The sequence below is a fragment of the Sphingomonas melonis genome, assembly GCF_013409985.1.
Classification (GTDB): Bacteria; Pseudomonadota; Alphaproteobacteria; order Sphingomonadales; family Sphingomonadaceae; genus Sphingomonas; species Sphingomonas melonis_A.
Genome location: NZ_JACCBY010000001.1, coordinates 1199852 through 1224688, shown reverse-complemented (window position 1 = coordinate 1224688; position 24837 = coordinate 1199852). Strand labels below are relative to the sequence as shown.

23 protein-coding genes are annotated in these 24837 nt (G+C 69.7%); 11 read left to right on the top strand and 12 right to left on the bottom strand.

All coding sequences use genetic code 11. The annotated features are described in order from the left end of the window. Positions 1-245: 245 nt before the first annotated feature. From HD841_RS05920 to pncB, 4 genes are all read right to left on the bottom strand, one after another. Entirely contained in the window at positions 246-1352 is a 1107-nt protein-coding gene (locus HD841_RS05920; RefSeq protein WP_179507884.1) for a hypothetical protein, read from the bottom strand. Beyond that, positions 1349-2059, bottom strand: a complete 711-nt coding sequence (locus HD841_RS05915; protein WP_179507883.1) for a phosphocholine cytidylyltransferase family protein — start codon at positions 2057-2059, stop codon at positions 1349-1351. The genes HD841_RS05920 and HD841_RS05915 overlap by 4 nt, the downstream gene beginning before the upstream one ends. Positions 2060-2096: 37 nt before the next feature. Continuing rightward, positions 2097-2993, bottom strand: a complete 897-nt coding sequence (locus HD841_RS05910) for an NAD(P)-dependent oxidoreductase (protein WP_179507882.1) — start codon at positions 2991-2993, stop codon at positions 2097-2099. Positions 2994-3376: 383 nt separating this feature from the next. After that, complete coding sequence (pncB, locus tag HD841_RS05905; RefSeq protein WP_179507881.1) at positions 3377-4681, bottom strand: nicotinate phosphoribosyltransferase; 1305 nt, start codon at positions 4679-4681, stop codon at positions 3377-3379. A 92-nt stretch (positions 4682-4773) separates the two neighbouring features. On the opposite strand from pncB, the gene HD841_RS05900 reads away from it, so the two are divergent. After that, positions 4774-5481 carry a FadR/GntR family transcriptional regulator gene (locus HD841_RS05900; RefSeq protein WP_179507880.1) on the top strand — a complete coding sequence of 236 codons (708 nt, stop codon included), beginning with the start codon at positions 4774-4776 and terminating at the stop codon, positions 5479-5481. Between the two features lie 716 nt (positions 5482-6197). Here HD841_RS05900 and HD841_RS05895 read toward each other — a convergent pair. Both HD841_RS05895 and HD841_RS05890 read right to left on the bottom strand, forming a co-directional pair. Then, positions 6198-7979 carry an IlvD/Edd family dehydratase gene (locus HD841_RS05895; protein WP_179507879.1) on the bottom strand — a complete coding sequence of 594 codons (1782 nt, stop codon included), beginning with the start codon at positions 7977-7979 and terminating at the stop codon, positions 6198-6200. A 1-nt stretch (position 7980) separates the two neighbouring features. Next, positions 7981-9072, bottom strand: coding sequence for an aldose epimerase family protein (locus tag HD841_RS05890; protein WP_373562934.1), 1092 nt, complete (start codon positions 9070-9072; stop codon positions 7981-7983). Between the two features lie 158 nt (positions 9073-9230). On the opposite strand from HD841_RS05890, the gene HD841_RS05885 reads away from it, so the two are divergent. Genes HD841_RS05885 through HD841_RS05865 form a run of 5 tightly spaced genes read left to right on the top strand, consistent with a single transcriptional unit; the run spans position 9231 to position 14017 of the window. After that, a complete protein-coding gene (locus HD841_RS05885; RefSeq protein WP_179507877.1) occupies positions 9231-10538 on the top strand; it encodes a sugar MFS transporter in 1308 nt (435 codons plus the stop codon). Positions 10539-10548: 10 nt separating this feature from the next. Then, entirely contained in the window at positions 10549-11448 is a 900-nt protein-coding gene (locus tag HD841_RS05880) for a 2-dehydro-3-deoxygalactonokinase (RefSeq protein ID WP_373562933.1), read from the top strand. Between the two features lie 6 nt (positions 11449-11454). Continuing rightward, positions 11455-12093 carry a 2-dehydro-3-deoxy-6-phosphogalactonate aldolase gene (locus HD841_RS05875; protein WP_179507875.1) on the top strand — a complete coding sequence of 213 codons (639 nt, stop codon included), beginning with the start codon at positions 11455-11457 and terminating at the stop codon, positions 12091-12093. Beyond that, the gene (araD1, locus tag HD841_RS05870; protein WP_179507874.1) at positions 12090-13079 is read left to right on the top strand and encodes an AraD1 family protein; all 990 of its coding nucleotides are present in this window, start codon (positions 12090-12092) and stop codon (positions 13077-13079) included. The genes HD841_RS05875 and araD1 overlap by 4 nt, the downstream gene beginning before the upstream one ends. Next, positions 13076-14017 (top strand): Gfo/Idh/MocA family protein, encoded by a 942-nt coding sequence (locus HD841_RS05865; protein WP_179507873.1) that lies wholly within the window; start codon positions 13076-13078, stop codon positions 14015-14017. Before araD1 ends, HD841_RS05865 begins: the two co-directional genes overlap by 4 nt. A gap of 720 nt (positions 14018-14737) precedes the next feature. On the opposite strand, the gene HD841_RS05860 is transcribed toward HD841_RS05865, so the two are convergent. The 3 genes from HD841_RS05860 to HD841_RS05850 are packed head-to-tail and all read right to left on the bottom strand — an operon-like array spanning position 14738 to position 17684. Then, on the bottom strand, positions 14738-15979 hold the full coding sequence (locus tag HD841_RS05860) for an adenosylmethionine--8-amino-7-oxononanoate transaminase (RefSeq protein WP_179507872.1): 1242 nt from the start codon (positions 15977-15979) through the stop codon (positions 14738-14740). Beyond that, on the bottom strand, positions 15976-16593 hold the full coding sequence (gene bioD / locus HD841_RS05855) for a dethiobiotin synthase (protein ID WP_179507871.1): 618 nt from the start codon (positions 16591-16593) through the stop codon (positions 15976-15978). The genes HD841_RS05860 and bioD overlap by 4 nt, the downstream gene beginning before the upstream one ends. Next, positions 16590-17684 carry an 8-amino-7-oxononanoate synthase gene (locus tag HD841_RS05850; protein ID WP_179507870.1) on the bottom strand — a complete coding sequence of 365 codons (1095 nt, stop codon included), beginning with the start codon at positions 17682-17684 and terminating at the stop codon, positions 16590-16592. Before HD841_RS05850 ends, bioD begins: the two co-directional genes overlap by 4 nt. A 115-nt stretch (positions 17685-17799) precedes the next feature. Here HD841_RS05850 and HD841_RS05845 point away from each other — a divergent pair, with 115 nt between their 5' ends. Then, the gene (locus HD841_RS05845; protein ID WP_179507869.1) at positions 17800-18681 is read left to right on the top strand and encodes an SGNH/GDSL hydrolase family protein; all 882 of its coding nucleotides are present in this window, start codon (positions 17800-17802) and stop codon (positions 18679-18681) included. 3 nt (positions 18682-18684) lie between these two features. Here HD841_RS05845 and HD841_RS05840 read toward each other — a convergent pair whose 3' ends face one another. Continuing rightward, complete coding sequence (locus HD841_RS05840; RefSeq protein WP_179507868.1) at positions 18685-19677, bottom strand: lactonase family protein; 993 nt, start codon at positions 19675-19677, stop codon at positions 18685-18687. 70 nt (positions 19678-19747) lie between these two features. Further along, a complete protein-coding gene (dnaN, locus tag HD841_RS05835) occupies positions 19748-20863 on the bottom strand; it encodes a DNA polymerase III subunit beta (RefSeq protein WP_179507867.1) in 1116 nt (371 codons plus the stop codon). Positions 20864-21064: 201 nt separating this feature from the next. On the opposite strand from dnaN, the gene HD841_RS05830 reads away from it, so the two are divergent. The 4 genes from HD841_RS05830 to HD841_RS05815 are packed head-to-tail and all read left to right on the top strand — an operon-like array spanning position 21065 to position 24196. Then, positions 21065-21709: a histidine phosphatase family protein gene (locus HD841_RS05830; protein WP_179507866.1), complete on the top strand. Its 645-nt coding sequence runs from the start codon at positions 21065-21067 to the stop codon at positions 21707-21709. A 14-nt stretch (positions 21710-21723) separates the two neighbouring features. Beyond that, entirely contained in the window at positions 21724-22173 is a 450-nt protein-coding gene (locus HD841_RS05825) for a hypothetical protein (protein WP_179508119.1), read from the top strand. A gap of 27 nt (positions 22174-22200) precedes the next feature. Next, positions 22201-23445 carry a 23S rRNA (adenine(2503)-C(2))-methyltransferase RlmN gene (gene rlmN / locus HD841_RS05820; protein WP_179507865.1) on the top strand — a complete coding sequence of 415 codons (1245 nt, stop codon included), beginning with the start codon at positions 22201-22203 and terminating at the stop codon, positions 23443-23445. Beyond that, positions 23438-24196 (top strand): sulfite exporter TauE/SafE family protein, encoded by a 759-nt coding sequence (locus tag HD841_RS05815; RefSeq protein ID WP_257015256.1) that lies wholly within the window; start codon positions 23438-23440, stop codon positions 24194-24196. Before rlmN ends, HD841_RS05815 begins: the two co-directional genes overlap by 8 nt. Positions 24197-24212: 16 nt before the next feature. Here HD841_RS05815 and HD841_RS05810 read toward each other — a convergent pair whose 3' ends face one another. Beyond that, positions 24213-24830, bottom strand: coding sequence for a flavin reductase family protein (locus HD841_RS05810; protein ID WP_179507864.1), 618 nt, complete (start codon positions 24828-24830; stop codon positions 24213-24215). Positions 24831-24837 lie beyond the last annotated feature (7 nt).

Below are 24837 nucleotides of genomic sequence, written 5' to 3'. Positions count from 1 at the left end.
GAAACTCTTTTTGCCGGGTTTCGAAGGGTTCGCGCGAAGACGCGAGGGGGCGGTAAATGCTGAAGCCCAGCGCACGCGAAAGGTCGCCGCGCCCCCCGAACGGTCCGTTACCCCAGATCACGTCCGGAGTGGCTGGCAATGTGGAGTGGTCGTTGCAAGCCTCACGGATGTCAGGGCCTCAACGCAGCTTTTCCGACCCTCAGCAACTCCGCGCGAAACAACCTCTCTTCGCGCCTTCGCGAGCGCTACTGCAAGACCGCCAGCACCGCCTCCGCCGCGCGCATCGGCGCGGTACCGCCGACATCCCCCAGCGACTCCCCGGCGAAGCGCCGCTGCGCCTCGACGAAGCCTGGATGCCGCTCGGCGGCCCGCTCCAGCGCCGGCAGCAGCGCGTCGAGGTCGGTGACCACCTCCCCCGCCCGCCACATGTCGTAGCTCGGGTCGCCCGCCCAATCGACGCGCCGCGGATCGAGGAACACGCACGGGCGCGGCCGCATCAGGAATTCAACCACCTGACTGGAGGTGTCGCCCAGATAGAGGTCGGCCGCTGCGGTATAGCTGCCATCGACCGTCGCGAAGCTGTCGAGATCGACATGCACGTCCCCCCGCCCGGTCAGGGTTTCGGCGAAGGCGCGCAGCTCGGGCGCCTTCTCGGCCAGCCGCTGGTGCGGCGCGAAGATCAGATTGTAGCGCCCCGATCCGACGATCCGCGCCACCGCCGCCTCGCCCCAGTCCCACCACGACGAGCGATGCCGCTGCCAATGCGGCGCATACAGCAGCACCGGCCGCTCCTGCGCGAACCGCAGGTCCGCGCGGCTGCGCTGCCGGAACCCCGCCTTGATATAGCCGGTCACGGCAATGGCCACGGGATCGACGCCATGCGCGGCCAGCGCCGCGCGCTCGCGCTCGGCCGCGACGATGGTCAGCGTCGCCGCCTTGCGACGCCGGTCGTCGCGATTCATCATCGATCCCGCGCCGTGGAGGATGTTCACGTACCGGCTGCGCGTCGGCAGCAGCGCCGGGATCCACAGGCTGGTCTGTTCCGCCGACACCACCACGCGCGTGCCCCACAGCAGCGGCGCGAGCCGAGCGAGCAGCGGCAGCTTGGCGGGCAGCGGCGGATTGCGCCCCGCCTCCCACGCGCCGAGATCGCGATAGCCCGGCGCGCGGCGGATGCGCACCCCCGGCCGCGCCCCCAGCCAGCCCGCAACCAGCGCCTCGTGCATCGACGTCGCCACCCACACGTCGACGCGCAGCCCGGGTGTGCGCTCGACCAGCGCCTCCAGCACCGGATAGAGATGCGGGATCAGCAACGTCTCGCCGAGGAACAGGAAGGCGACGTCGGTCCTCACTTATGCTGGCCGGTCCAGGCGGCGATATCCTCGGGCTGGTCGATCTCCTGCCACGCCCCCTCGCCCGCGACGATCGCGCGCACCGGCGCATAGCCCGCCAGCTCGGCGATCACCGCATGGTGGAAGGCATGGAGGCCTTCGGGTCGGGCGATCACGCTCTCCAACGCCTGCGCATAGGCGTCGCCACCCTGCGACACGATGACGCCGAGCGAGCGATGCGTCGCGACATCGAGCGGCAGGTCCTTGGCGACCGCGCACACCTGCCGGTTGGCGACGGTGACCAGCATGTCGTCGGTCACCGCCGCGCGCAGCGGCTCGACCAGCAGGCCGACGCCTGCGCCCGGCGCCGCCACCGCCGCGCCGATCAGGTCGGCCGCGAACACCGTGTCGCCGTTCATCAGCACGAACGGATCGCCGAGCAGGTCGCGCGCCATCCACACGCTGCCGATGCTGCTCGCCACCGACCAGAAGGGGTTGAACAGCAGCCGCACCGGCAGCGGCGGCGCCGCGCGCGTCAGATGCGCGCCGATCTGGCGATAGCGATAGCCGCCGACGATCACCGCCCGGGTGACGCCCGCCGCGTGCAGCGCCTCAAGCTGATGGTCGAGGATGCTGCGCCCGCCGACCTCGACGAGGCATTTGGGGATTTCGCGCGTCAGCGGCAGCAACCGCGAGCCGACGCCCGCGCTGAGGATCACAGCTTGCATCGTGGCGCCTGTAGCGCGGCCCGCCGCGACAGCCAAATCAACGCACTAGCCCCGGCGGCTCCCGGCCGGCGAACTGCGCGTCGAGATTGGCGACGACCATCGCCGCCATCGCCGCACGCGCCTCGTGCGTCGCCGATCCCTGGTGCGGCGACAGGACGACGGTATCGCGGTGCAGCGCCGTCGGCACCGCGGGTTCGTCGGCGAAGACGTCGAGCCCCGCGCCGGCGATCCCGCCCGCGTCGAGCGCCGCGATCAGCGCCGCCTGATCGACCAGCGAACCACGCGCGACATTGACCAGCACGCCCTGCAGCCCGAGCGCTGCCAGCACGCCCGCGTCGACCGCGCCATCGGTCTCCGGCCCCGCCGCGGCGGCGAGGAACAGCACGTCGCTTTCCCCCGCCAGCGCGGTCAGGTCGGGCACGAACCGCCAGGGCACGTCCTTTTCGCTGCGCGCGGTATAGAGCAGTTCGGCCGCGAACGGCGCCGCGCGCGCGGCGATCGCCTGCCCGATCGCGCCGAGACCGAAGACGCCGATCCGCCGCCCGGTCGCCCGCCGCGCGAGCGGCACGTCCCAGCCGCCGCTGCGCACCGCGCGATCGTTGACCGCGATCCGCCGCTCGACCGCCAGCCACAGCCCGATCGCGAGATCGGCGACGTCCTCGGTCAGCGTCCCCGCGGTAATCGCGAGCGCGACGCCGCGCGCGGCGAGCGCCGCCTTGTCGATCCCGTCGTGCCCGACGCCGTGCACCGCGACGATCTCGAGCTTCGGCAGCCGCGCGATCAGGTCCGCGTCGACCCGCATCGCGCCACCGCCGACCAGCGCACGAACGCGGTCGAGCGGCGCGGCGTCGAGGCCGACATGGACGGTGAAATGCTCGCTCAGCGATGGCGCGAGCGTATCGGGGAGCGGCGAAAGCGCGAGGATGTCGATCATGGCGACCTCAACGCATCCGATGCCGATCTGTCCCCTGTCGTCAGCCCGCTTTCGTCATCCCGGCGAACGCCGGGACCCATGATTGCGGTGCCGCTGCTGATACGCACCGCCGCCGAACGCCCGTACTTGGGAAACGCTTCCCCCTCAAACCGACGATGCGGCGGCGGGCCGAGGCGAGATTGATTCACGCGAAGGCGCGAAGACGCGAAGGTGTCGCGCGCGCTGCACCGTCGGCGTGTCCCGTTATGCCTTCGCAATCATGGGACCACGCCGCCCCAAGCGGGCCATCTTCGCGTCTTCGCGCCTTCGCGCCTTCGCGTAAATCAATTCTGTCCGCAAATAGGTCCCGGCGTCCGCCGGGATGACGAACCGGGAACGCCCCCTCACACGCTGACCGCACTCTCCTGCCGCCCGTCCGCGCCAAAGATGTGCAGATAACGCGCGATCTCCGCCGGCTCGCCGGTCGCCTTGGCAGGATTATCCGACAGCTTCACTGCCGGGCGGCCGTTCGCCCGCGTCACCTTGGCGACCAGCGAGATCGGCTCGAGCCCCGCCGCGCCATCGGGGTCGCAGCCGCGGAAGTCGTTGGTCAGGTTCGTCCCCCAGCCGAAGCTCATCCGCACCCGGCCGTGGAAATGCCGGTAGACGCGCTCGATCGAATCGACGTCCATGCCGTCGGAGAAGATCAGCAGTTTCTCGCGCGGGTCCTGCCCGTGCGCCTGCCACCAGGCGATGATCTGCTCGCCGCCCTCGATCGGCGGCGCGCTGTCCGGACGGAAGCCGGTCCAGCCCGCCACCCAGTCGGGCGCATCGCGCAGGAACGCCGCCGTCCCGAACGCATCGGGCAGCACGACGCGCAGATTGCCGTCGTAATGCGCCTGCCATTCCTCCAGCACCCGATACGGCGCGCTCGCCACGCCGGCGTCGTCCCCGGCGAGCGCGGCGAGCACCATCGGCAGCTCGTGCGCATTGGTGCCGATCGCCTCCAGGTCGTTGTCCATCGCCAGCAGCACGTTGGACGAGCCGATGAAGCGGCTGCCCAGTCCTTCCTTCAGCGCCTCGACGCACCAGCGCTGCCACAGGAAGCCGTGGCGCCGCCGCGTGCCAAAATCGGAGATCACCAGATCGGGCAGCGCACGCAGCCGCTCGACCTTGTCCCAGAGTTTCGCCTTGGCGCGCGCGTAGAGCACGTCGAGCGCGAACCGCCCCTTGTCGCGCAGCGCCGCGCGCGCGCGCAGCTCGTTGACGATGGCGAGCGCCGGGATCTCCCACATCGTCGTATGCGTCCACGGCCCGTCGAAGGTCAGCTCGAACTGGCCGTCGACGCGGTGCAGCTCATAGGGCGGCAGCTGGAATTCGCTCAGCCACTGGATGAAGTCGGGCGCGAACATCCGCTGCTTGCCGTAGAAGCTGTTGCCCGCCAGCCAGATCAGCTCCTTCTTGGCGAAGCGCACGCTGCGCGCATGGTCGAGCTGCGCGCGCAGCTCCGCCTCGTCGATCACGTCGGCGAGTCGCACCGACGTGCTGCGGTTGATCAGCCGGAAGGTCGCGTCGACATCGCCGTGCAGATGACGGATCATCTGCAACATCAGCAACTTGTAGAAATCGGTGTCGAGCAGGCTGCGCACGATCGGGTCGAGCCGCCAATTGTGATCCCAGGTGCGCGTCGCGATGTCGGTGAAGGCCATGCGCGAAGCGCTAGCCCGGATGGCACGGAGCGCCAAGGCTTCCCAAGTGCAGGCGCCCCGCCTACGCTTGTCTGACAACAAGGGGAGAGCGGATGGCCAAAGGTGAACGGCGCGAGCCCGCGCATACGTTGATCGCGCGCGATCTCGGCATCGCCATCGTCACCGGCCAGCACCCGCCCGGCAGCGTCATCCCCGGCGAGATCGACATCGCCGGCCAGCGCGGCGTCTCGCGCAGCGTGGTGCGCGAATCGCTGCGCATGCTCTCCGCCAAGGGGCTGGTCGAGAGCCGGCCGAAATCCGGCACGCGGGTCCGCGAGCGCGCGCTGTGGAACCTGCTCGATCCCGACGTGCTCGCCTGGATGTTCGAGGGCGAGCCGCCCGCCACCTTTGTGCGCAGCCTGTTCCAGTTGCGCATGATAGTCGAGCCGTCCGCCGCCGAGATGGCGGCGACCTTCCGCACCGCCGAACAGCTCGCGCGGATGGACGAGGCGTTGCGCCAGATGGCGGCGCACGGCCTCGACACGCCCGAAGGACAGGCGGCGGACCAGACCTTCCACAATGCGATCCTCGAGGCGACCGAGAACGAGCTGCTCGTCAGCCTTTCGGGCAGCATCGGCTCGGCGGTGCGCTGGACGACGATCTTCAAGTTCCGCGACCGCCGCCGCCCGCGCGATTCGATGCCGCAGCACCGCCGCCTGTTCGACGCCATCGCCGCCCGCGACGCCCCCGCCGCCCGCGACGCCACCATCGTCCTGCTCCAACAGGCGCACGAGGACACCGAACGCCTGCTGCGCGCTTGAAGCGGGCGTGCGGCTAGCGGGCGCGAGGGGCGGGCGCGGCAGGCGGGTGCGACGGATGGGCGCGACAGGGAGGTGCGACAAATGGGCGCGACAGGGAGGTGCGACAAATGGGCGCGACAGGCGGGCACTCCCCACCCCGCACCCAACACAGTCATCCCCGCGCAGGCGGGGATCCAGACGCGCGAGCCTCCGCGGGTAGAGCCGCAACGTCAGCGTCTATGGATCCCCGCCTACGCGGGGATGACGGATGTGGCGTAGGGAAGAACGTAAAAAGCCACGTCATCCCGGCGCAAGCCGGGACCCATGGAAACGGCGACGTATCGACAGCGCACCACCAGCGGCCAAACCGCATCCATGCGTCCCGGCCACCGCAGAGATGACGCATAATTATAAGACGCATGTCTTATAAGGAGCCGTACAAGAAAATCCGTCATCCCCGCGGAGGCGGGGATCCAAACGCGCGGACCTCCGCGGTAGAACCGCAACGTCGGCGTTTATGGATCCCCGCCTACGCGGGGATGACGGATGTTGGCGTTGGGAAGAAGGTAAAAACCACGTCATCCCGGCGCAAGCCGGGACCCATGGACGCGGGCGACCGATGGCATCGCGCTACTGCCCACCTACCGAAACCATGGGTCCCGGCGTTCGCCGGGATGACGATGGGGCGGCGGGGCGGCGGCGCGGCGCGGTACCAGCGCCCCGCCGCCCCACCCGCATCAATGGTTGTCGCGCGGCAGGCCCATCGTCTGCGCGATACGCTGGTACTTCTCGGCGCCTTCCAGGATCGCACCGGTGTTCATCTGGCCGACGACCGCGCGCTGGATCTCCTGCCACGGCGTCTGCGATGCCGGATAGGCATAGCCGCCCGCCGCCTCGAGCGCGCGGCGGCGCTCCATCAGCTCGGCGTCGGAGATCAGCACGTTCGCCGTCCCCGTGTTGAGGTCGACGCGCACCCGGTCGCCGGTCTTGAGCAGCGCGAGGCCGCCCATCGCCGCCGCCTCGGGCGAGGCGTTGAGGATCGATGGCGAACCGCTCGTCCCCGACTGGCGGCCGTCGCCGATGCACGGCAGCGCATGGACACCCTCGGTGATGAGATACGCCGGCGGCCGCATGTTCACCACCTCCGCCGCGCCGGGATAGCCGATCGGCCCGGCGCCGCGCATGAACAGCAGCGTCTCGGGCGTGATCCCGGTCGCCGGATCGTCGATCCGGTGATGATAATCCTCCGGCCCGTCGAACACGACCGCCGGCCCCTCGAACGCATTGGGGTCGTTGGGGTTCGACAGATAGCGGTCACGGAACTCGGGCGAGATCACGCTGGTCTTCATCACCGCCGCGTCGAACAGATTGCCCGACAGCACGATGAAGCCCGCATCCTCGACCAGCGGCTGGTCGAACGGACGGATCACCTTCTCGTCCTCGATCGCGACGCCGCGGCAATTCTCGCCCATCGTCTTGCCGTTGACGGTCATCGCGCCCTCGTGGATCAGCCCCTGTTCGATGAGCTGGTTGACCACTGCGGGAACGCCGCCGGCGCGATAATAATCCTCGCCGAGATATTCGCCCGCCGGCTGCAGATTGACCAGCAGCGGCACCTTGTGCCCCTCGGTCTCCCAATCCTTGATCGGCAGGTCGACGCCGATATGGCGCGCGATCGCGGCGAGATGGATCGGCGCGTTCGTCGAGCCGCCGATCGCCGAATTGACGCGGATCGCGTTGTGGAACGCCTCCTTGGTCAGCACGTCGGAGGGCTTGAGATCCTCGTGCACCATCTCGACGATGCGCTTGCCGGTGAGATAGGCGACCTCCTGCCGGTCGCGATACGGCGCCGGAATCGCCGCCGAGCCGGGCAGCGACATGCCGAGCGCCTCGGCGAGGCTGTTCATCGTCGTCGCGGTGCCCATCGTGTTGCAATAGCCGGTCGACGGCGCCGACGAGGCGACGAGGCGGATGAACTCGGCATCGTCGATCTCGCCCGCGGCGAGCATCTGCCGCGCCTTCCACACGATCGTGCCCGAGCCGGTGCGCTCGCCCTTGTGCCAGCCGTTGAGCATCGGCCCGACCGACAGCGCGATCGCCGGGATGTTGACCGTCGCCGCCGCCATCAGGCAGGCCGGCGTCGTCTTGTCGCAGCCGATCGTCAGCACGACGGCGTCGAGCGGATAGCCGTACAGCGTCTCGACGAGGCCGAGATAGGCGAGGTTGCGGTCCAGGCCGGCGGTCGGCCGCTTGCCCGTCTCCTGGATCGGATGGACGGGGAATTCGAGCACGATGCCGCCCATCTCGCGGACGCCCTCGCGCACGCGCTCCGCGAGCACCAGATGGTGGCGATTGCAGGGGGACAGGTCGCTGCCGGTCTGGGCGATGCCGATGATCGGCTTGCCCGATTGCAGCTCCTCGAGGCTGAGCCCGAAGTTCAGATAGCGCTCCAGATAGAGCGCGGTCATGTCGATATTGGCCGGATTGTTAAACCAGGCGCGGCTGCGCAATTGCGTCATCTTATTTGGCCACCGAGAGTTTGTAGATCATGACGTGACGATACGGCTTGCCGGGGTCGACCCGCGCCGAGGCGAAATTGGGATGGTTGGGCGCATCCGGAAACTTCTGCGGTTCCAGCGCGACGCCGTCGCCCATCCGGTACACGTGGCGGCTCTTGCCGATATAGCTGCCGTCGAGGAAGTTGCCGGTGTACATCTGCACGCCCGGCTCGGTGCTCGACACTTCGAGCACCCGGCCCGAGGCAGGGTCTTCGAGCCGCGCGGCGAGGCCCGGCGTCGCCGTCACGCCCTTGTCGAGCGCGAAATTGTGATCGTAGCCGTGGCCCATCACGATCTGCGGATCGCGGCCGTCGCGCACGCCGTCGGCGAGGATGCGGCCGTTGCGGAAGTCGAACACGGTGCCGGCGACCGGACGCAGCTCGCCGGTGGGGACCAGATTGGCGTCGACCGGGGTGATCGCCTTGGCCGGGATGGTCAGCCTGTGGCCGAGCGCGCCCATCGGCGAGCCCTCGCCGGCCAGGTTGAAGATCGCATGGTTGGTCATGTTGACCACCGTCGGCTTGTCAGTCTTCGCGCCGAACGCGATCGTCAGCGCGCCATCGTCGCCCAGCGTGTAGGTGATCGTCACGTCGAGCTTGCCGGGATAACCCTGGTCGCCGTCGGGGCTGGTCAGCGCCATCGTCACCGACCCGTCCTTGATCGCGACGATCCGCCACGGCTGCTTGTCGAAGCCGACCTTGCCGCCGTGCAGCGAATTGACCTTGTCGTTGAGCGGCAGCTGGTAGCTGTTGCCGTCGAGGGTGAACTTGCCGCCGCCGATGCGGTTGGCGAAGCGGCCGACGGTTACGCCGAAATAATTGGGATGTTCGGCATAATCCTTGGCATCGTCATAGCCGAGCAGGACGTCGGCGACCTTGCCGTTGCGGTCCGGGCCGGAGAAGGCCTGCAACGTTGCGCCATAGGTCAGCACCCGCGCCGACACGCCATTGGCCGCGGATAGCGTCACCGCCTCGACCGCGGTACCGTCGGCGAGCGTTCCCGCCGACTCGCGCCGCGCGGTCGCGGCATCCGCCTGCGCCGCAACCATTGCCATGAGTCCGGCGCCTGCGATGATGAGTGCCTTTCGAAGCTTCATTGCCCCCTCCTTGGATGCATCCCCGGCATTGACCCGGCGTGTCGGGGCTATATAGTCTGACAAATACCCGGCGCGCAAGGCAGCGAAGCGGCGCGACAGGCGGAGAGGATGAGATTATGGCAGGACCGATTGGGGTAACGACGAACGGTGCGGCGCCCGCCGCCGGCGGCGGGGGTTCCTATGGCAAGGCACTGACTTTGCTGGCCAGCCTGTTCTTCATGTGGGGCTTCATCACCGTCATCAACGGAACGCTGCTGCCGCACCTGCGCAGCGTGTTCGAACTCAGCTATTTCCAGTCGACGTTGATCGAAAGCGTCTGGTTTATCGCCTATTTCTTCGCGTCGATCCCGTCCGCGAAGCTGATCGAGCGAATCGGCTACCAGAAGTCGCTCGTCGTCGGCCTGCTGATCATGGCCGCCGGCGCGCTCGGCATGGTGCTCGCCGCCAGCATCCCCTCCTACGGGGTGACGCTGGCCATGCTGTTCGTCATCGCCAGCGGCATCACCCTGCTTCAGGTCGCCGCGAATCCCTATGTCGCGGTCGTCGGCCCGCCGCAGACCGCCTCGTCGCGACTCAACCTGGTGCAGGCACTCAACTCCGCCGGCACGATGCTCGCACCGATGTTCGGCGCCTATCTGATCCTCGGCCGGTCCAAGGGCGGCACCTCGCAGGCCGGCACCGTGCTGACCCAGGCCGAGCGGCTTGCCGACGCGCAGTCGGTGATGCTCCCCTATGTCATTGTCGCGGTCGTGCTGGTCGTGCTCGCCGTCGTCATCGCGCGCTTCCCGCTTCCGGCGATGGGCAACGCCACCAGCCGCGCCGCCAAGGAAGAGCGCAAGCAGCATTCGCTGTGGAAGCACCGCAACCTGGTGTTCGGCATCCCCGCGATCTTCATCTACCTGATCGCAGAGATCGGCGTGGGCAACCTGTTCGTCAATTTCATCAGCCAGCCGCAGATCGCCAACCTGACCCCCGAACAGGCGGGCCGCTACCTCACCCTGCTGTGGGGCGGCATGATGGTCGGTCGCTTCGTCGGCTCGGCGATCATGCAGAAGATCCCGGCAGAGACCGTGCTCGCGGTGTTCTCGATCGGCGCGTTCATCGTGATGCTGATCACCGTGTTCACCACCGGCCATACCGCGATGTGGGCGCTGATCAGCGTCGGCCTGTTCCATTCGATCATGTTCCCGACGATCTTTACGCTCGGCATCAAGGGCCTCGGGCCGCTCACCGAAGAGGGATCGGGCCTGCTGATCATGGCGATCGCCGGCGGTGCGCTGGTGTTCGTCCAGGGCAAGCTGGCCGACATCTACGGCCTTCAGCCGTCGTTCCTGCTGACCGCGGCGTGCGAACTCTACGTGCTGTTCTATGCGCTGTGGGGATCGAAGACGACGGTCAACCTCGACGACCATAGCGCCGGCTGAGGACCTTCCCGTGACCAGCGGACCCAGCCCCCGCGACGGCGCGATCATCGCCGTCGACTGGGGAACGACCAACCGCCGCGCCTATCGCATCGAGGCGGACGGCAGCATCGGCGACCAGCTGCGCGACGATCGCGGCGTGCTGGCGATGACGGCGGCGGATTATCCGCCCGCCCTCGCCGCGCTGCGCGACCGGCTCGGCGAACTGCCGGTGATCGCCGCGGGCATGATCGGCTCGACCCGCGGCTGGTATGAGGCACCGTACGTCCCCGCCCCCGCAGACCTGCACGCGCTCGCGGTGGCGGCGCTGCGCATCGACGCGGCGGGGCTGACCATCGTCCCCGGCGTGTCGCTGCTCACCGACACCCGCGCCGACGTGATGCGCGGCGAGGAATTGCAGGTGCTCGGCGCGATCGCCGCCGGCCTCGCCCCCGCCGATGCCCTGTTCTGCCAGCCTGGCACGCACAACAAATGGATCGCCACCGACGGCGCGCGGATCGTCGACGTCGCCACGGTGATGACCGGCGAACTGTTCGCGCTGCTCAAGGGCCATGGCATCCTCGCCGGCATGCTCGATGGCCCGGTCGCCGACGGCGCCCCCTTCCGCGAGGGCATCGCCCGTGCCGCCGGCGCCTGCGACCTCGGCACCGCCCTGTTCGAGGTCCGCGCCAGCGTCCTGCTCGGCCGCCGCACGCTCGACGATGCCGCCGCTTATGCCAGCGGCGTTCTGATCGGGTCCGACGTCGGCGCGCGCGCGCTCGACGGCCGCACCGTCCACCTGCTCGCCGAGGGCGCTCTTGCCGACCTGTACAAGGTCGCGATCGAGGCGCGCGGCGGCATCACCGTCCCGGTCGATGCGACCGCCGCCTTCCTCGGCGGCGTCCATCACCTTCGCCATCACCTTTCGGAGTAAGCGCGCATGACCGATCCCGCTGCCCGGTTCGCCGAGGCCTTCGCCGCCTGCCCGCTGGTCGCGATCCTGCGCGGCCTCACCCCCGCCGAGGCCGAGGGCGTCGGCGATGCCCTGGTCGACGCCGGCTTCACCCTGCTCGAAGTGCCGCTCAACTCGCCCGATCCGCTGACCAGCATCTCGGCAATGGCGAAACGCTATGCCGGCCGCGCGATGGTCGGCGCGGGCACGGTACTCACCCCCGAGGCCGTCGAGCAGGTCGCCGCGGCGGGCGGCGAGCTGATCATCTCGCCCAACACCAATACCGACGTCATCCGCGCCTCGGTCGCGCGCGGCCTCGTCTCGCTGCCCGGCTATTACACCCCCAGCGAGGGCTTCGCCGCGCTCGCCGCCGGCGCGCATGCGCTGAAACTCTTCCCCGCGGATGGCGCCAGCCCCGGCTTCCTCAAGGCGCAGCGCGCCGTGCTGCCTAAGACCATTCGCGTGCTCGCGGTCGGCGGCATCTCGCCCGACACTATGGCGCCGTGGCGCGCCGCGGGGGCGGACGGCTTCGGCCTCGGCTCCAACCTCTATCGCGCCGGCAAGTCCGTCGCCGACGTCGCGCGCGATGCCGCGGCGTTCGTCACCGCCGCCAAGGATCTCGCATGACCTTTTCCCGCCTTATCCAGCAACGTCTGCCCGACGGCACCCGCCGCGTCATCCTCGCCGAGGACGACGCCCGCGTCCTCACCGGCGTCACCACCACGCGCGAGCTCGCGGCGCTGGCGATCGCGGACGGCACCTCGCTCGCCGACGCCGCCCGCGCGCGCCGCTCGGACGAGACGGTCGATCTCGCCGCGGCGCTCGCCGCCGGCACCTTGCTGCCCGCGATCGACCATCCCGATACGGCGCGGCTGATGCTCGCCGGCACCGGCCTCACCCATCTCGGCTCGGCCGCCGGCCGCGACGCGATGCACAAGGCCGCCGCCGCCGGCACGCAGACCGATTCGATGCGCCTGTTCCTCGAAGGCATGGAGGGCGGCCGCCCCGCCCCCGGCGCGATCGGCGCGCAGCCCGAATGGTTCTACAAGGGCGATGGCCAGTCGCTCGTCGCGCCCGAGGCGCCGTTGGTGTCCCCGTCGTTCGCGCAGGACGGCGGCGAGGAGCCCGAGCTCGCCGGCATCTATCTGATCGGCGACGACGGCACCCCCTTCCGCCTCGGCATCGCGCTCGCCAACGAGTTCAGCGACCACGTCACCGAGCGGCACAATTACCTGTGGCTCGCGCATTCCAAGCTGCGCCAGGCGTCGCTCGGCGCCGAACTGCTGCTCGGCGAACCGCCCGCCGACATCCAGGGCACCAGCCGCATCGAGCGCGACGGCAAGACCTTGTGGGAAAAGCCTTTCCTCACCGGGGAGGCGAACATGTCGCACACGCTCGCCAATCTCGAACATCATCATTTCAAATATGCCGCCTTCCATCGGCCCGGCGACATCCACGTCCATTTCTTCGGCACCGCGACGCTGTCGTGCGCCGACGGCGTGCAGACGCAGCCCGGTGACGTCTTCTCGATCCAGGCCGCGCCCTTCACGCTGCCACTCCGCAACCCCCTTGCGCTCGCCGAGGCGGCGCCCGTTCAGGTGACCGTATTGTGAGCCATCCGATCCGTCTCGCGCTCGTCGGCATGGGCAAGATCGCCCACGACCAGCATGTCCCGGCGATCGCCGCCAATGCGCATATCGTCCTCGCCGCAACCGTCAGCCGGCATGGCGAGGGCGTGCCGAGCGTCCCCCATTTCAGGGACATCGACGATCTGATCGCCAGCGGCCTGGCGATCGACGCGGTGTCGCTGTGCACCCCGCCGCAGGTCCGCCGCGCGATCGCCGCGCGCGCGATCGCACAGGGCTGGCACGTCTTCCTCGAAAAGCCGCCCGGCGCGACGCTCGCCGAGGTCGCGCAGCTCCGCGCCGCCGCCGATGCGGCGGGGATCAGCCTCTTCGCCAGCTGGCATTCGCGCTACGCGCCGGGCGTCGAGCCGGCCCGCGCCTTCCTCGCCGACACCGCGATCCGCAAGGTCACGGTGACGTGGCGCGAGGACATCCGCGTCTGGCATCCCGGCCAGGCCTGGATCCTCGAGGCCGGCGGCTTCGGCGTGTTCGATCCCGGCATCAACGCGCTGTCGATCGTCACCCGCATCCTGCCGCGGCCGTTCTTCATCGAAGACGCCGAGCTGGATTTCCCTGCCAATTGCGACGCGCCGATCGCCGCGCGCATCCGCTTCTCCGACGACGCCGGCCTGCCGATCGAGGCGGATTTCGACTTCCGCCAGGAGGGTCCGCAGAGCTGGGACATCGCGGTTGAAACCGATCGCGGCACGCTGATGCTGCATGACGGCGGCGCCCGGCTCGTCCTGCCCGACGGCAGCGAGCCGTCGCGCAAGGTGGCGCTGCACGGCGAATATGCCGGCCTCTACCACCGCTTTGCGGAGATCGTCCGCGCCGGCACCAGCGACGTCGACATCGCCCCGCTGCGCCACGTCGCCGACGCCTTCCTCCGCGGCCGCCGGATCACGGTCGAGCCGTTCGTCGAGTAACCCGCGAGGAAGGTTTGTTCGCGCAGAGGCGCAGAGACGCAGAAGAAGGGGACGGAACGCGTCAGCGGCCCATGCGCCTCCCCGTCATCCGTGCAGAGGGCGCTTCGCGCCGGGGTGTCACACCTCCGCGCCTCTGCGCCTCTGCGCCTCTGCGCCTCTGCGCGAACAAACCTTCTTCCTTCTCTTCGCGGCTTCGCGTCTTCGCGTGAATAAAGTCGACGCCCACGTCGCGAACCGAAGCCACCGACCGATAAGCACGCGGCATCGCGAAAGAAGATTCTCACGCGAAGGCGCGAAGGCGCGAAGAGAAGAAGGTTCACGGGGAGGCGCGGAGGGCGCGGGGACGGACCGCCCTGCCCCAACGCCCCTCGCCAACGCGATAGAAACGGCGACACGCCCCCAGCCGTTAGTGCTGAGCTTGTCGAAGCACGGTGAGACCCGAGCCCTTCGACAAGCTCAGGGCAAACGGCAGCTTGTGAACGATTCAAACCAAACCGGCGCAACAGCCTTCGCGCCTTCGCGCCTTCGCGTGAAAATCGTCGACGCCGGCGTCCCGGATCACTGCAACATATGGCGACCCCGGTCGCGGAAAACGCACCCGCTTGTCCCACATACCGCCGATCTGCCACCAATAACCCGGCAACGCTCTTTCTTACTCGTGCAGAAACAGAAACGATCGGGAGGGGGGCGTTTCCGTCAGAGCGTCCATGTTGCCGCCTCTCAGCCAGGATTCGCGGCCGCTTCCCCGATCGCCGCATAGATCACATCGAGATCGGCATCGTCGATACAATAAGGCGGCATGACGTAAACCGTATTGCCCAAAGGCCGCAGCAACAGGTCGCGCTCGCGGAAGAAGGCGAGCAGACGCGGCCCGAGCGCCGACAGATAATCCGCCCCGTCGGGCCCCAGATCGGCCGCCGCGATCGTCCCCAGCGCGCGCGGATTGCGCACGCCCGACAGCGCCGTGAGCCGCGCCCGCTGCCGCGTGGCGAGATCGGCGATCCGCGCCAGCACCGGCTCCTCCTCCCAGATCGCGATATTGGCCGCCGCCGCCGCGCAGGCGATCGGATTGGCGGTATAGCTCGACGAGTGGAAGAACATCCGCGCCCGGTCGTCGCTGTAATGCGCCTGATAGATCGGCTCGGTCGCCATCGTCACCGCCAGCGGCACCGCCCCACCCGTCAGCCCCTTGGACAGGCACAGGATATCGGGCACCACATCCGCCTGTTCGCAGGCCAGCAGCGTGCCGGTCCGCCCCCATCCGGTCATCACTTCGTCGGCGATGAACAGCACATCGTAGCGCGCGCAGATCGCCCGCATCTCGGCGAGCACCCGCGGCGGATAGGTCAGCATCCCGCCCGCCCCGACGATCAGCGGCTCGACGATCAGCGCCGCCGGCGCCTGCCGGCACGCCGCCTCCAGCGCGTCGAGCGTCACCTGCTCCGCCCCTGCTGTGGGAAACGGGATCGTCGCGACGTCGAACAGCAGCGGCGCATAAGCGCGGTTGAAAGCGCCGCGCGCGCCGACCGACATCGTCCCGATCGTGTCGCCGTGATAGCCGTGTTCGAGCACGAGGATGCGATGCCGCGGCGCGCCGCGGTTGAGCCAATAGCCCAGCGCCATCTTGAGCGCGACCTCGACCGCGGTTGATCCCGAATCGGAGAAGAACACCCGCGTCAGCGCCGCCGGCATCAGCCGCAACAGTCCCGCCGCGACCGCCTCCGCCGGTTCGTGGCTCCAGCCGGCGAAGATGATCTGGTCGAGCCGCTCCGCCTGCGCCGCGATCGCCGCCATGATGCGGGGCTCGCGATGGCCGTGCGTCGTCACCCACCAGCTCGAGATGGCATCGACGATCCGCCGCCCGTCGCTGGTGAACAATGCGGCGCCCTCGCTGCGCACGACGGTGGGGATCGGCTCGCCGAGGCCGTGCTGGGTGAACGGATGCCAGATCGGCGACGTCACGCGAAATCCTCCATCCGGAACGCCGCCGCGAAGGCCTGCGCCAGCGTTGGCCCGTCGAGCGGCGCCACCCGCCCCAGCCGCCCGAGCCGCGCCACCCCGCCGATCCGCGCGATCGTCGCCTCGCTATCCTCTTGCGCGTCGCCGACGAAGGCGATGCCGAGGATCGGCACGCCGCGGCTGCGCAATGCCTCGATACTGAGCAGACTGTGGTTGATCGTCCCCAGCGCGGTCCGCGCCACCAGCACCACCGGCGCGCGCCAGCGCGCGAACATGTCGGCGTAGAGCAGGTCGCCCGAGAGCGGCACCAGCACCCCGCCAGCGCCCTCGACCACCAGCGGCCCGTCGACCACCGGCAGCGCCAGCCGCTCGGGGTCGATCGTCACCCCGTCGATCGCCGCCGCGAGATGCGGCGAACAGGGCGTCGCCAGCCGATACGCTTCTGGCAGCACCTTTGCGACGCCGAGCCGCGCGACGGTCTGGCCGTCGCCGCCCTCGTCCAGTCCGGCCTGCACAGGCTTCCAATAGGTCGCGCCCAACGCCGCGGCGAGGCCCGCCGCGAACACCGTCTTGCCGATATCGGTATCGGTCCCCGTCACCACGATCGTCCGCGTCATCGCAGCACCTCCCCCAGCCCCGCGATCGCCGCGGCATCGACATTGCACGTGATCGACACGCGCAGCCGTGCCGTCCCCGCCGGCACCGTCGGCGGCCGGATCGCCCGCACGTCATAGCCCGCCGCCTGGCACCGCGCGGCGAGCGCCACCGCGTCGCCATCGGCCCCGACGATCACCGGCAGGATCTGCGATCCCGTCGCCCGGCCCAGCGCCGCCTCCGCCGCGGCGATCAGCGCCCACAGCCGCGTCTGCCGCTCCGGCTCGTCGGCGAGGATGCGCAGGCCCTCGCGCACCGCCGCCGCCATCAGCGGCGAGGGCGCGGTCGAAAAGATGAACGCCCGCGCCCGGTTGACCAGCATGTCGCGCAGCACCCGCGGCAGGCACAACAGCCCCCCTTCCGCGCCCAGCGCCTTGCCGCAGGTATGCAAGGTGACGACAGTCTCGCGATCGTGGAGCCCCGCGGCGAAGCCCCGGCCGGCGGCACCGAACACCCCCGTCGCATGCGCCTCGTCGATCAGCAGCATCGCCCCATGCCGGTCGGCGATCGCAGCCAGATCGGCGAGCGGCGCGCGATCGCCGTCCATGCCGTAGAGGCTCTCGACCGCGATCCACGGCGTGCCCGTACCGCCCTCGCGGCGCCAGTCGCGGATCGCCGCCTCGACCGCCGCCGGATCGTTGTGCGCCACCGCCACCCGCGGCGCGCGGCCCAGCCGCATCCCGTCATGCGCGCTGGCGTGGATCAGCGCATCGTAGACGACCAGATCGGCCGGCTGCGGCAGCGTCGCAAACGCGGCGACATTTGCGGCATAGCCGTTTGCGAAAAACAGCGCCGCCTGCGCGCCGAAATGTGCCGCCGCCTCCGCCTCCAGCGCCTCATGCTCGGGATCGTTGCCGCGCAGCAGCCGCGATCCGCCCGAGCCGATGCCGACGCCGCGGTCGAGCGCCGCCGCCACCGCGTCGCGCAGCCGCGCCGACGTGCCGAGGCCGAGATAATCGTTCGAGGTGAAATCGGCACCGGCGCGCGGCACCAGCCGCCTCAGCCGGTCCGCGCCCGCCAGGCGGGCAAGATCGTCGCGATAAAACTGGAGCATCGCCGCTCCTTAGCGAAACCGCCGCGCGGCGCCATCATCCAGCGCTGGCCATCACCCCGCCGCATCCGATACGGGACGGCAGGACGACCGATGTGTGCGATGGAGGACTGATATGATGCCGAGGCCGATCCTCACGGCCCTGCTGGCCCTGGTGCTGCCGACCGCGGCCGCCGCCCAGCGCGGCCCCGCCCCGGTCGTGCTGCCGCGCACCGTGCTGTTCATCGGCAACAGCTTCACCCAAGGCGCGCATTCCGCGGTGCGCAACTGGCACGCCGCCACGGTCACCGACCTCAACGGCGACGGCTATGGCGGCGTGCCCGCGCTGTTCAAGGAATTCACCGAGGAGGCGGGCCTCCGCTACGCAGTGAGCCTGGAGACGCAGGGCGGCCAGAGCCTAGCCTTCCATTACGACCAGCGCCGCCACCTGTTCGACCGCGCCTGGGACGTTGTCGTGCTTCAGGAATTCAGCACGCTCGACCGCGACCGCCCCGGCGATCCCGCCCGCTATATCCGCAGCGTCGGCGAGATGGCGGCGCTGTTCCGCGCCCGCAATCCGGCGGTGCGCGTCAATCTGATGGCGACGTGGAGCCGCGCCGACCAGACCTATCTGCCCAAGGGGCATTGGTACGGCCGCGGCATCACCGCGATGGCCGAGGATCTGCGCCTCGCCGCCGAACACGCCCGCCGCGCCAATCCGACGGTATCGGCGGTGATCCCGGTGGGACAGGCGTGGAACCGCGCCTTCGCCGCGCGCGTGGCGGACCCCAACCCCTATGACGGGGTCAGCTACGGCCAGACCAACCTTTGGTCGTACGACCAATATCACGCGAGCATCGCCGGCTATTATCTCGAAGCCCTGGTGGTGTTCGGGCGCATTACCGGGGTCGATCCGCGCACCCTCGGCCGCAAGGAACGCGCCGCCGACGAGCTCGGCCTGTCGCCGGATCTCGCCGCGTCGCTGCAACTCATCGCCCGTGAGCAATTGCTCCAGGGCTGAGCCTCACCAGGCGGCGAAACGCCCCTTCGGCACCGCCGGCCCGGCGCGCGGCGGGCCCAACCGGCCGTCCCGGCCGAGCGGCAGCACCGCCATCGCCGGGCTGCGCTCGTTGGCGACGAGCATCTCGCCCGCGTCGGGGCGCAACAGGAAGAAGCGCGGCCAATCTCCGCCGCACGGCGCCTGCTCGATCAGCCGCGGCCGCAGCGGATCGTCGAGCGCGAACACTGCGATCGTATTCGGCCCACGGTTCGAGGCGTACAGCCGTCGCCCGTGCGGATCGACCGCGATATGGCCGACATAGCCCGTGGTGCCGGCCGGCAGCGTCGGCTGCACGTCGAGCGCGGTCAGCATGCCGTCCTCGCCGATCCGCAGCGTGGTGAGCGTACTGACCAGCTCGCTGACCACATAGGCGAGCCGCCTGGTCGGATGCCAGGCGAGGTGCCGCGGCCCCGATCCCGCCGGCGCCTGCCAGGCGATCCGCGTCTCGACCGACCGCCCCCGTTCGATGCGATGCGCGAACACCGCATCGGCGCCGAGATCGACCGCATAGAGCCAGCGTCCATCGGCGCCGAAGCCCACCCAATGCGCATGCGGTCCCGCCTGCCGCGACACGACGGGTCCGGACCCCGTGTGCCGGATCACCGTCGCCGCGCCCGGCACTCCGCCGCGCAGCCGATGGAGCGAGACGATCCCGCCGCTGTAATCCGCCACCGCCGCGACCGAGCCGTCGGGCGCGATCGCCAGATGCACCGGCTCGCCGCCGCCGGTCGCCGCCTCCCCGCGCGCATGCCACGCACGGTCGAAGCCGATCAGCCGCCCGCCATCCCTGCGCCGGAACACCGCGAGCCGACCGCCCGCATGATCCGGCACCACCCATTCCAGCCCGTCGCCGATCGGCAGCGGCCGCACCCCGCCATCGGCCGTCAGCCCGAAGGCGCCTCCGTCCGATGACGCCGCGACGCCCTCGCCGGCCATATCACGGGCGCTGGCAGGCACGGCGAGGCTGATGCCCAGCCCGGCGATCAGCGACCGCCGGTCGAGCGCGAACCGATCATCGCCCAGCGGATCAGACCCGCATCGGCATCAGCACGTAGAGCGCCGGCGCCTTGTCGTTCTCGCGGATCAGCGTCGGCGCGGCGGCATCGTTGAGATGCACCTCGACCACGTCGCCATCGATCTGGCCGAGGATGTCGAGCAGGTAGCGGCTGTTGAAACCGATCTCGAACGGCAGCGAGACATATTCGCCGGGCACTTCCTCCGCCGCGGTGCCGTTCTCCGGGCTGGTCACCGACAGCGTGATCTTGTCGCGATCGAGCGCCATCTTCACCGCGCGCGTCTTCTCCGTCGCGATCGTCGAGACGCGGTCGACGCCCTCTTCGAAGCTGCGCGGATCGAGCTTGAGGATCTTGTCGTTCGCGGTCGGGATGACGCGCGAATAATCGGGGAAGGTGCCGTCGATCAGCTTCGAGGTGAGCACCGCCTGGCCCAGGTCGAAGCGGATCTTCGTCCCCGACAGCGACACGCCGACCGAACCGTCGACCTCGTCGAGCAGCTTGCGCAGCTCGGCGACGCATTTGCGCGGCACGATCACGTCCGGCATCCCCGCCGCGCCCTCGGGTCGCGGCAGCGTCACGCGCGCCAGCCGGTGGCCGTCGGTCGCCGCCGCCTTCAGCGTCGGTTCGGCGGCGTCATCCTGGACATGCAGGAAAATGCCGTTGAGGTAATAGCGCGTCTCTTCGGTGGAGATGGCGAAGCGGGTCTTGTCGATGATCTGCTTCAGCGTCTCGGCCGGAATCTCGAACTGCGTCGGCAGTTCGCCCTCGGCGATCACCGGGAAATCGTCGCGCGGCAGCGTGCCGAGGCTGAACCGCGCACGCCCGGCGACGATCGACATCCGCCCTTCCGACGCCGACAGCTGCACTTGGCTGCCGTCGGGCAGCTTGCGCGCGATGTCGAACAAGGTGTGTGCCGACACCGTCGTCGAACCCGGCTGGTCGACCGCCGCCAGGATCGATTCGTTGATCTGCAGGTCCAGGTCGGTCGCCATCAGCCGCAGCTGGCCTTCGGCGGTCGCTTCGAGCAGCACGTTCGACAGAATCGGAATGGTGTTGCGCCGCTCCACCACGGACTGGACATGGCTCAGCCCCTTGAGGAGCGTTGCACGTTCGATCGTCGCTTTCATGATCTAAATCCCCGTCCCCCGAGTCCGGGGCAAGTTTCCCCCTGTCCTACCCACGAAAAAGGGGTTGGAGCAAGCGCGCCGACCCCTCGGGCGATTCCGGTTAACGCATGGTTAGCGCCCGATGCACCCCCGACGCCCGCGGCGCACGCCCGCGATCGGAAAGCCGTTGCTTTTGGTCGGCGGCGATCCGACACGGTCGCCATGACGCCTCCTGCCCCCGCCCGCCAGGGCCGCGACTTCATCGCCAGGCACGGCGAAACCGTGTTCAACGCGGCCCGGCGCCTGCAAGGCGACCATCCGCACACGCCGCTCACCCGCGCCGGTTTCGCGCAGGCGGAGGAGATCGGGCGGGCGTTGCGCGACCAGCTCGGCGTCAGGCCGGCGCTGACGCTCTGGGCGTCGCCGACCGGACGCGCGTTGCAGACGCTGAGCGTCATCGCCGAACATCTCGAACTCGACTGGCACGCCGCGCGCACCGACCCGCGGCTCGTCGAGATCGGCATGGGCGCCTGGGGCGGCCGCTATTATGCCGAGGTGATCGGCGAAGTCGGCGCGGTGATGACCGCCGACGGGCTGCTGCGCCCCGCACCGGACGGCGAGGACTACCGGCAGATCGCCGCGCGCGTTTCGGGCTGGCTGGCCGACACGCAGGAGGATGCCGGCGACCGGCTGGTCATCATGCACGGCATCTCCAGCCGGGTGCTGCGCGGCGTGATGACCGGCCTCGCCCCGCATCCCGACTGGGGGGCGCCGATCGCACCCGGCCTGCCGCAGGGGTCGCTGGTGCTGGTCGAGCAGGGGCGCGAATCGGTAGTGCATCGCGGCACGGGACACGCGCCGGCGTGAGCGCGTGGCTCGCCATGCTGCTGATCGCCGCGCCGGCGCAGGCCCGCGAGACGCTCGGCGTCTATCGCAGCTGGGGCGCGTTCCGTGACGCCGTTCCAGCGCGCTGCTATGCGATCGCGCGCCCGGTGACCGCCGGCGGTCGCACCACCGGCTGGGCGAGCGTCGCGACTTGGCCGGGTCGCGGCCTGCGCGCCTCGCTCCACGTCCGCCTGTCGCGCCCGCGCGACCTGTCCGCGCCGGTGACGCTCACCGTCGGTGAGCGGCGCTTCAATCTTGCCGCCAATGGCCTCGACGCCTGGGCCACCGACGGGCCGAGCGATCATGCGATCGTCACCGCGATCCGCTCCGGCCGCAGCATGAGCGTCGAGGCGGTCGGTGCGGGCGGGCGGCCGTTCGCCGATGTCTACCTGCTCGCCGGCGCCGCGACCGCGATCGATGCCGCCGCCTTGGGGTGCGTCCGCTAGCCGGCCACCCGACGCGGTGCCGAAGGCATGGCAAATGGCGCCATTTTCGCCTATATGCCGGCGATGCTCGACAGCGTTGCTCCCCCCATGCCCATCCCGGGCCATATCGATCCCGTGCCCGTGCCGCGCGCCAAGACCTTTCGCGAGGACGGGCGGATCGACCTGATCGGCCTCGGCAAGGACGAATTGCGCCAGACGCTGCTCGACGCCGGCATGGATGCGCGACAGGCGAAGCTGCGCGGCAAGCAGATCTGGCACTGGCTGTACAATCGCGGCGCCACCGAATTTTCGGCGATGACCGACATTTCCAAGACGATGCATCCGTGGCTCGAACAGCGGTTCGTCATCGGCCGGCCGGAGGTGGTCGAGGCGCAGGTTTCGACCGACGGCACGCGCAAATGGCTGCTGCGTTCGCCCGACGGGCAGGATTACGAGGCGGTGTTCATTCCCGACGCCGATCGCGGCACGCTCTGCGTGTCGAGCCAGGTCGGCTGCACGCTCAACTGCCGCTTCTGCCACACCGGCACGATGCGCCTCGTCCGCAACCTGACCGCGGGCGAGATCGTCGGCCAGGTGATGCTGGCGCGCGACGCGCTCGGCGAATGGCCGAGCCAGCCCGAGGGGCGCATGCTCACCAATATCGTGATGATGGGCATGGGCGAGCCGCTCTACAATTTCGATGCGGTGCGCGATGCGCTCAAGCTGGTGATGGACGGCGACGGCCTCGCGCTGTCGAAGCGCCGCATCACGCTCAGCACCAGCGGCGTCGTGCCGATGATGGCGCGCGCCGGCGAGGAGATCGGCGTCAACCTCGCAGTGTCGCTGCATGCGGTGACCAAGGAGGTGCGCGACGAACTCGTGCCGCTCAACAAGAAATACGGCATCGAGGAGCTGTTGCAGGCCTGCGCCGATTATCCCGGCGCCAACAATGCGCGCCGCATCACGTTCGAATATGTGATGCTCAAGGACAAAAACGATTCGGATGCCGAGGCGCACGAACTCGTCCGCCTGCTGCGCAAATACGACCTGCCGGCCAAGGTGAACCTGATCCCGTTCAACCCCTGGCCAGGCGCCGCCTACGACACCTCGACGCCCGAGCGCGTGCGCCGGTTCAGCGACATCATCTTCGAGGGCGGCATCTCGGCGCCGGTGCGCACCCCGCGCGGCCGCGACATCGACGCCGCCTGCGGCCAGCTCAAGACCGCCGCCGAAAAGAAGAGCCGCGCGCAGATGGACCGCGAGGCCGAGCAAAAGATGGCCGCGCTTGGCTGATCCGCTCACGCTCGCCCTTGCGGCGGGCGCGGGTCTGCTCGGCGGGGCGATGAACGCGCTTGCCGGCGGCGGGTCGTTCGCGACGATGCCGACGCTGATCGCGCTCGGCCTGCCCTCCACCGTCGCCAATGCGACCAGCAACGTCGCGGTCCAGCCCGGCGCGGTCGCGAGCGCCTGGGCCTATCGCGGCGGACTGGCGCCGCTCGGCGGCGTCGGGGTGCGGACCTTGTCCGCGATCACCTTCACCGGCGGCCTTGCCGGCAGCCTGTTGCTCGCCTGGACGCCGGCGCGTGCGTTCGACGTCATCGTACCGTGGCTGCTGCTCGCCGCGACGATCGCGATCGCGCTCGGTCGCCACGCCTCGGAGTGGCTGAGCGCGCGCTTCGCCGCCGGACCGCGCAGCCTTGCCGCGGGACAGGCGCTGCTCGGCATCTACGGCGGCTATTTCGGGGGCGGCGTCGGCATGATGCTGACCGCGATGTGGGGCCTGCTGACCGGCGCGACGCCGGCCGCGCTCGCCGCGCCGCGCACGCTGATGCTCGCGGTGGCCAATACCGCGGCGACGATCGTCTTCGTCGCCAGCGGCATGGTCGCCTGGACGCTGTGCCTGCCGATGATGGTCGGCTCGATCGCCGGCGGCTATCTCGGCGCCCTCGTCGGCCGCAGCCTGCCGCCCGGCGTGATCCGCGGCTGGACGCTGCTGGTCACGACGGTGACGACCGCTGTGTTCTTCTGGCGCGCCTACGGCTGAAGCGGGCGAGCCTCCGTCAGCCCGGCCGGCGCATCTCGAACCGCGTCTCGGGCGTCACCTCGAAATAATCCGCCGGGCCGCCGCCGCGCAGGATCGGGCGGGCGCGGGCGGTCTGGTAGATGCCGTCCTCCAGCATCGCCGTGTCGATATGGATGCCGATCGCCTCGCCGATCACCAGATATTGGTCGAGCTCCGCGCCATGACGGTCGGTCAGGCGGACGATCTGCGTCAGCGTGCATTCGAACGCCACCGGGCTTGCCGCGACCCGCACCGGTGCCACCAGCCGCGACGGCAAGGTTTCCAGCTCTGCCAGCCCGAATTCGTCGACGTGCGGAGGCACCTGCGCCGCGGTGGCGTTCATCGCCTCGGCGAGGTCGCGCGTCGCGAGGTTCCAGACGAACTCGCCGGTGGCGGCGATGTTGGCGACGCTATCCTTCCACCCCACCGACGAGAAGGCGATCAGCGGCGGCGTATAGTTGATGACGTTGAAGAAGCTGTAGGGCGCGATGTTGCGCACGCCCTCGGCGGAGACGCTGCTGATCCAGCCGATCGGCCGCGGCGCGACCATCGCGTTGAGCGGATCGTGCGGCAGCCGGTGGCCATCGCGCGGTTCGTAGAAATGCCATTCGATCATCGCTGCT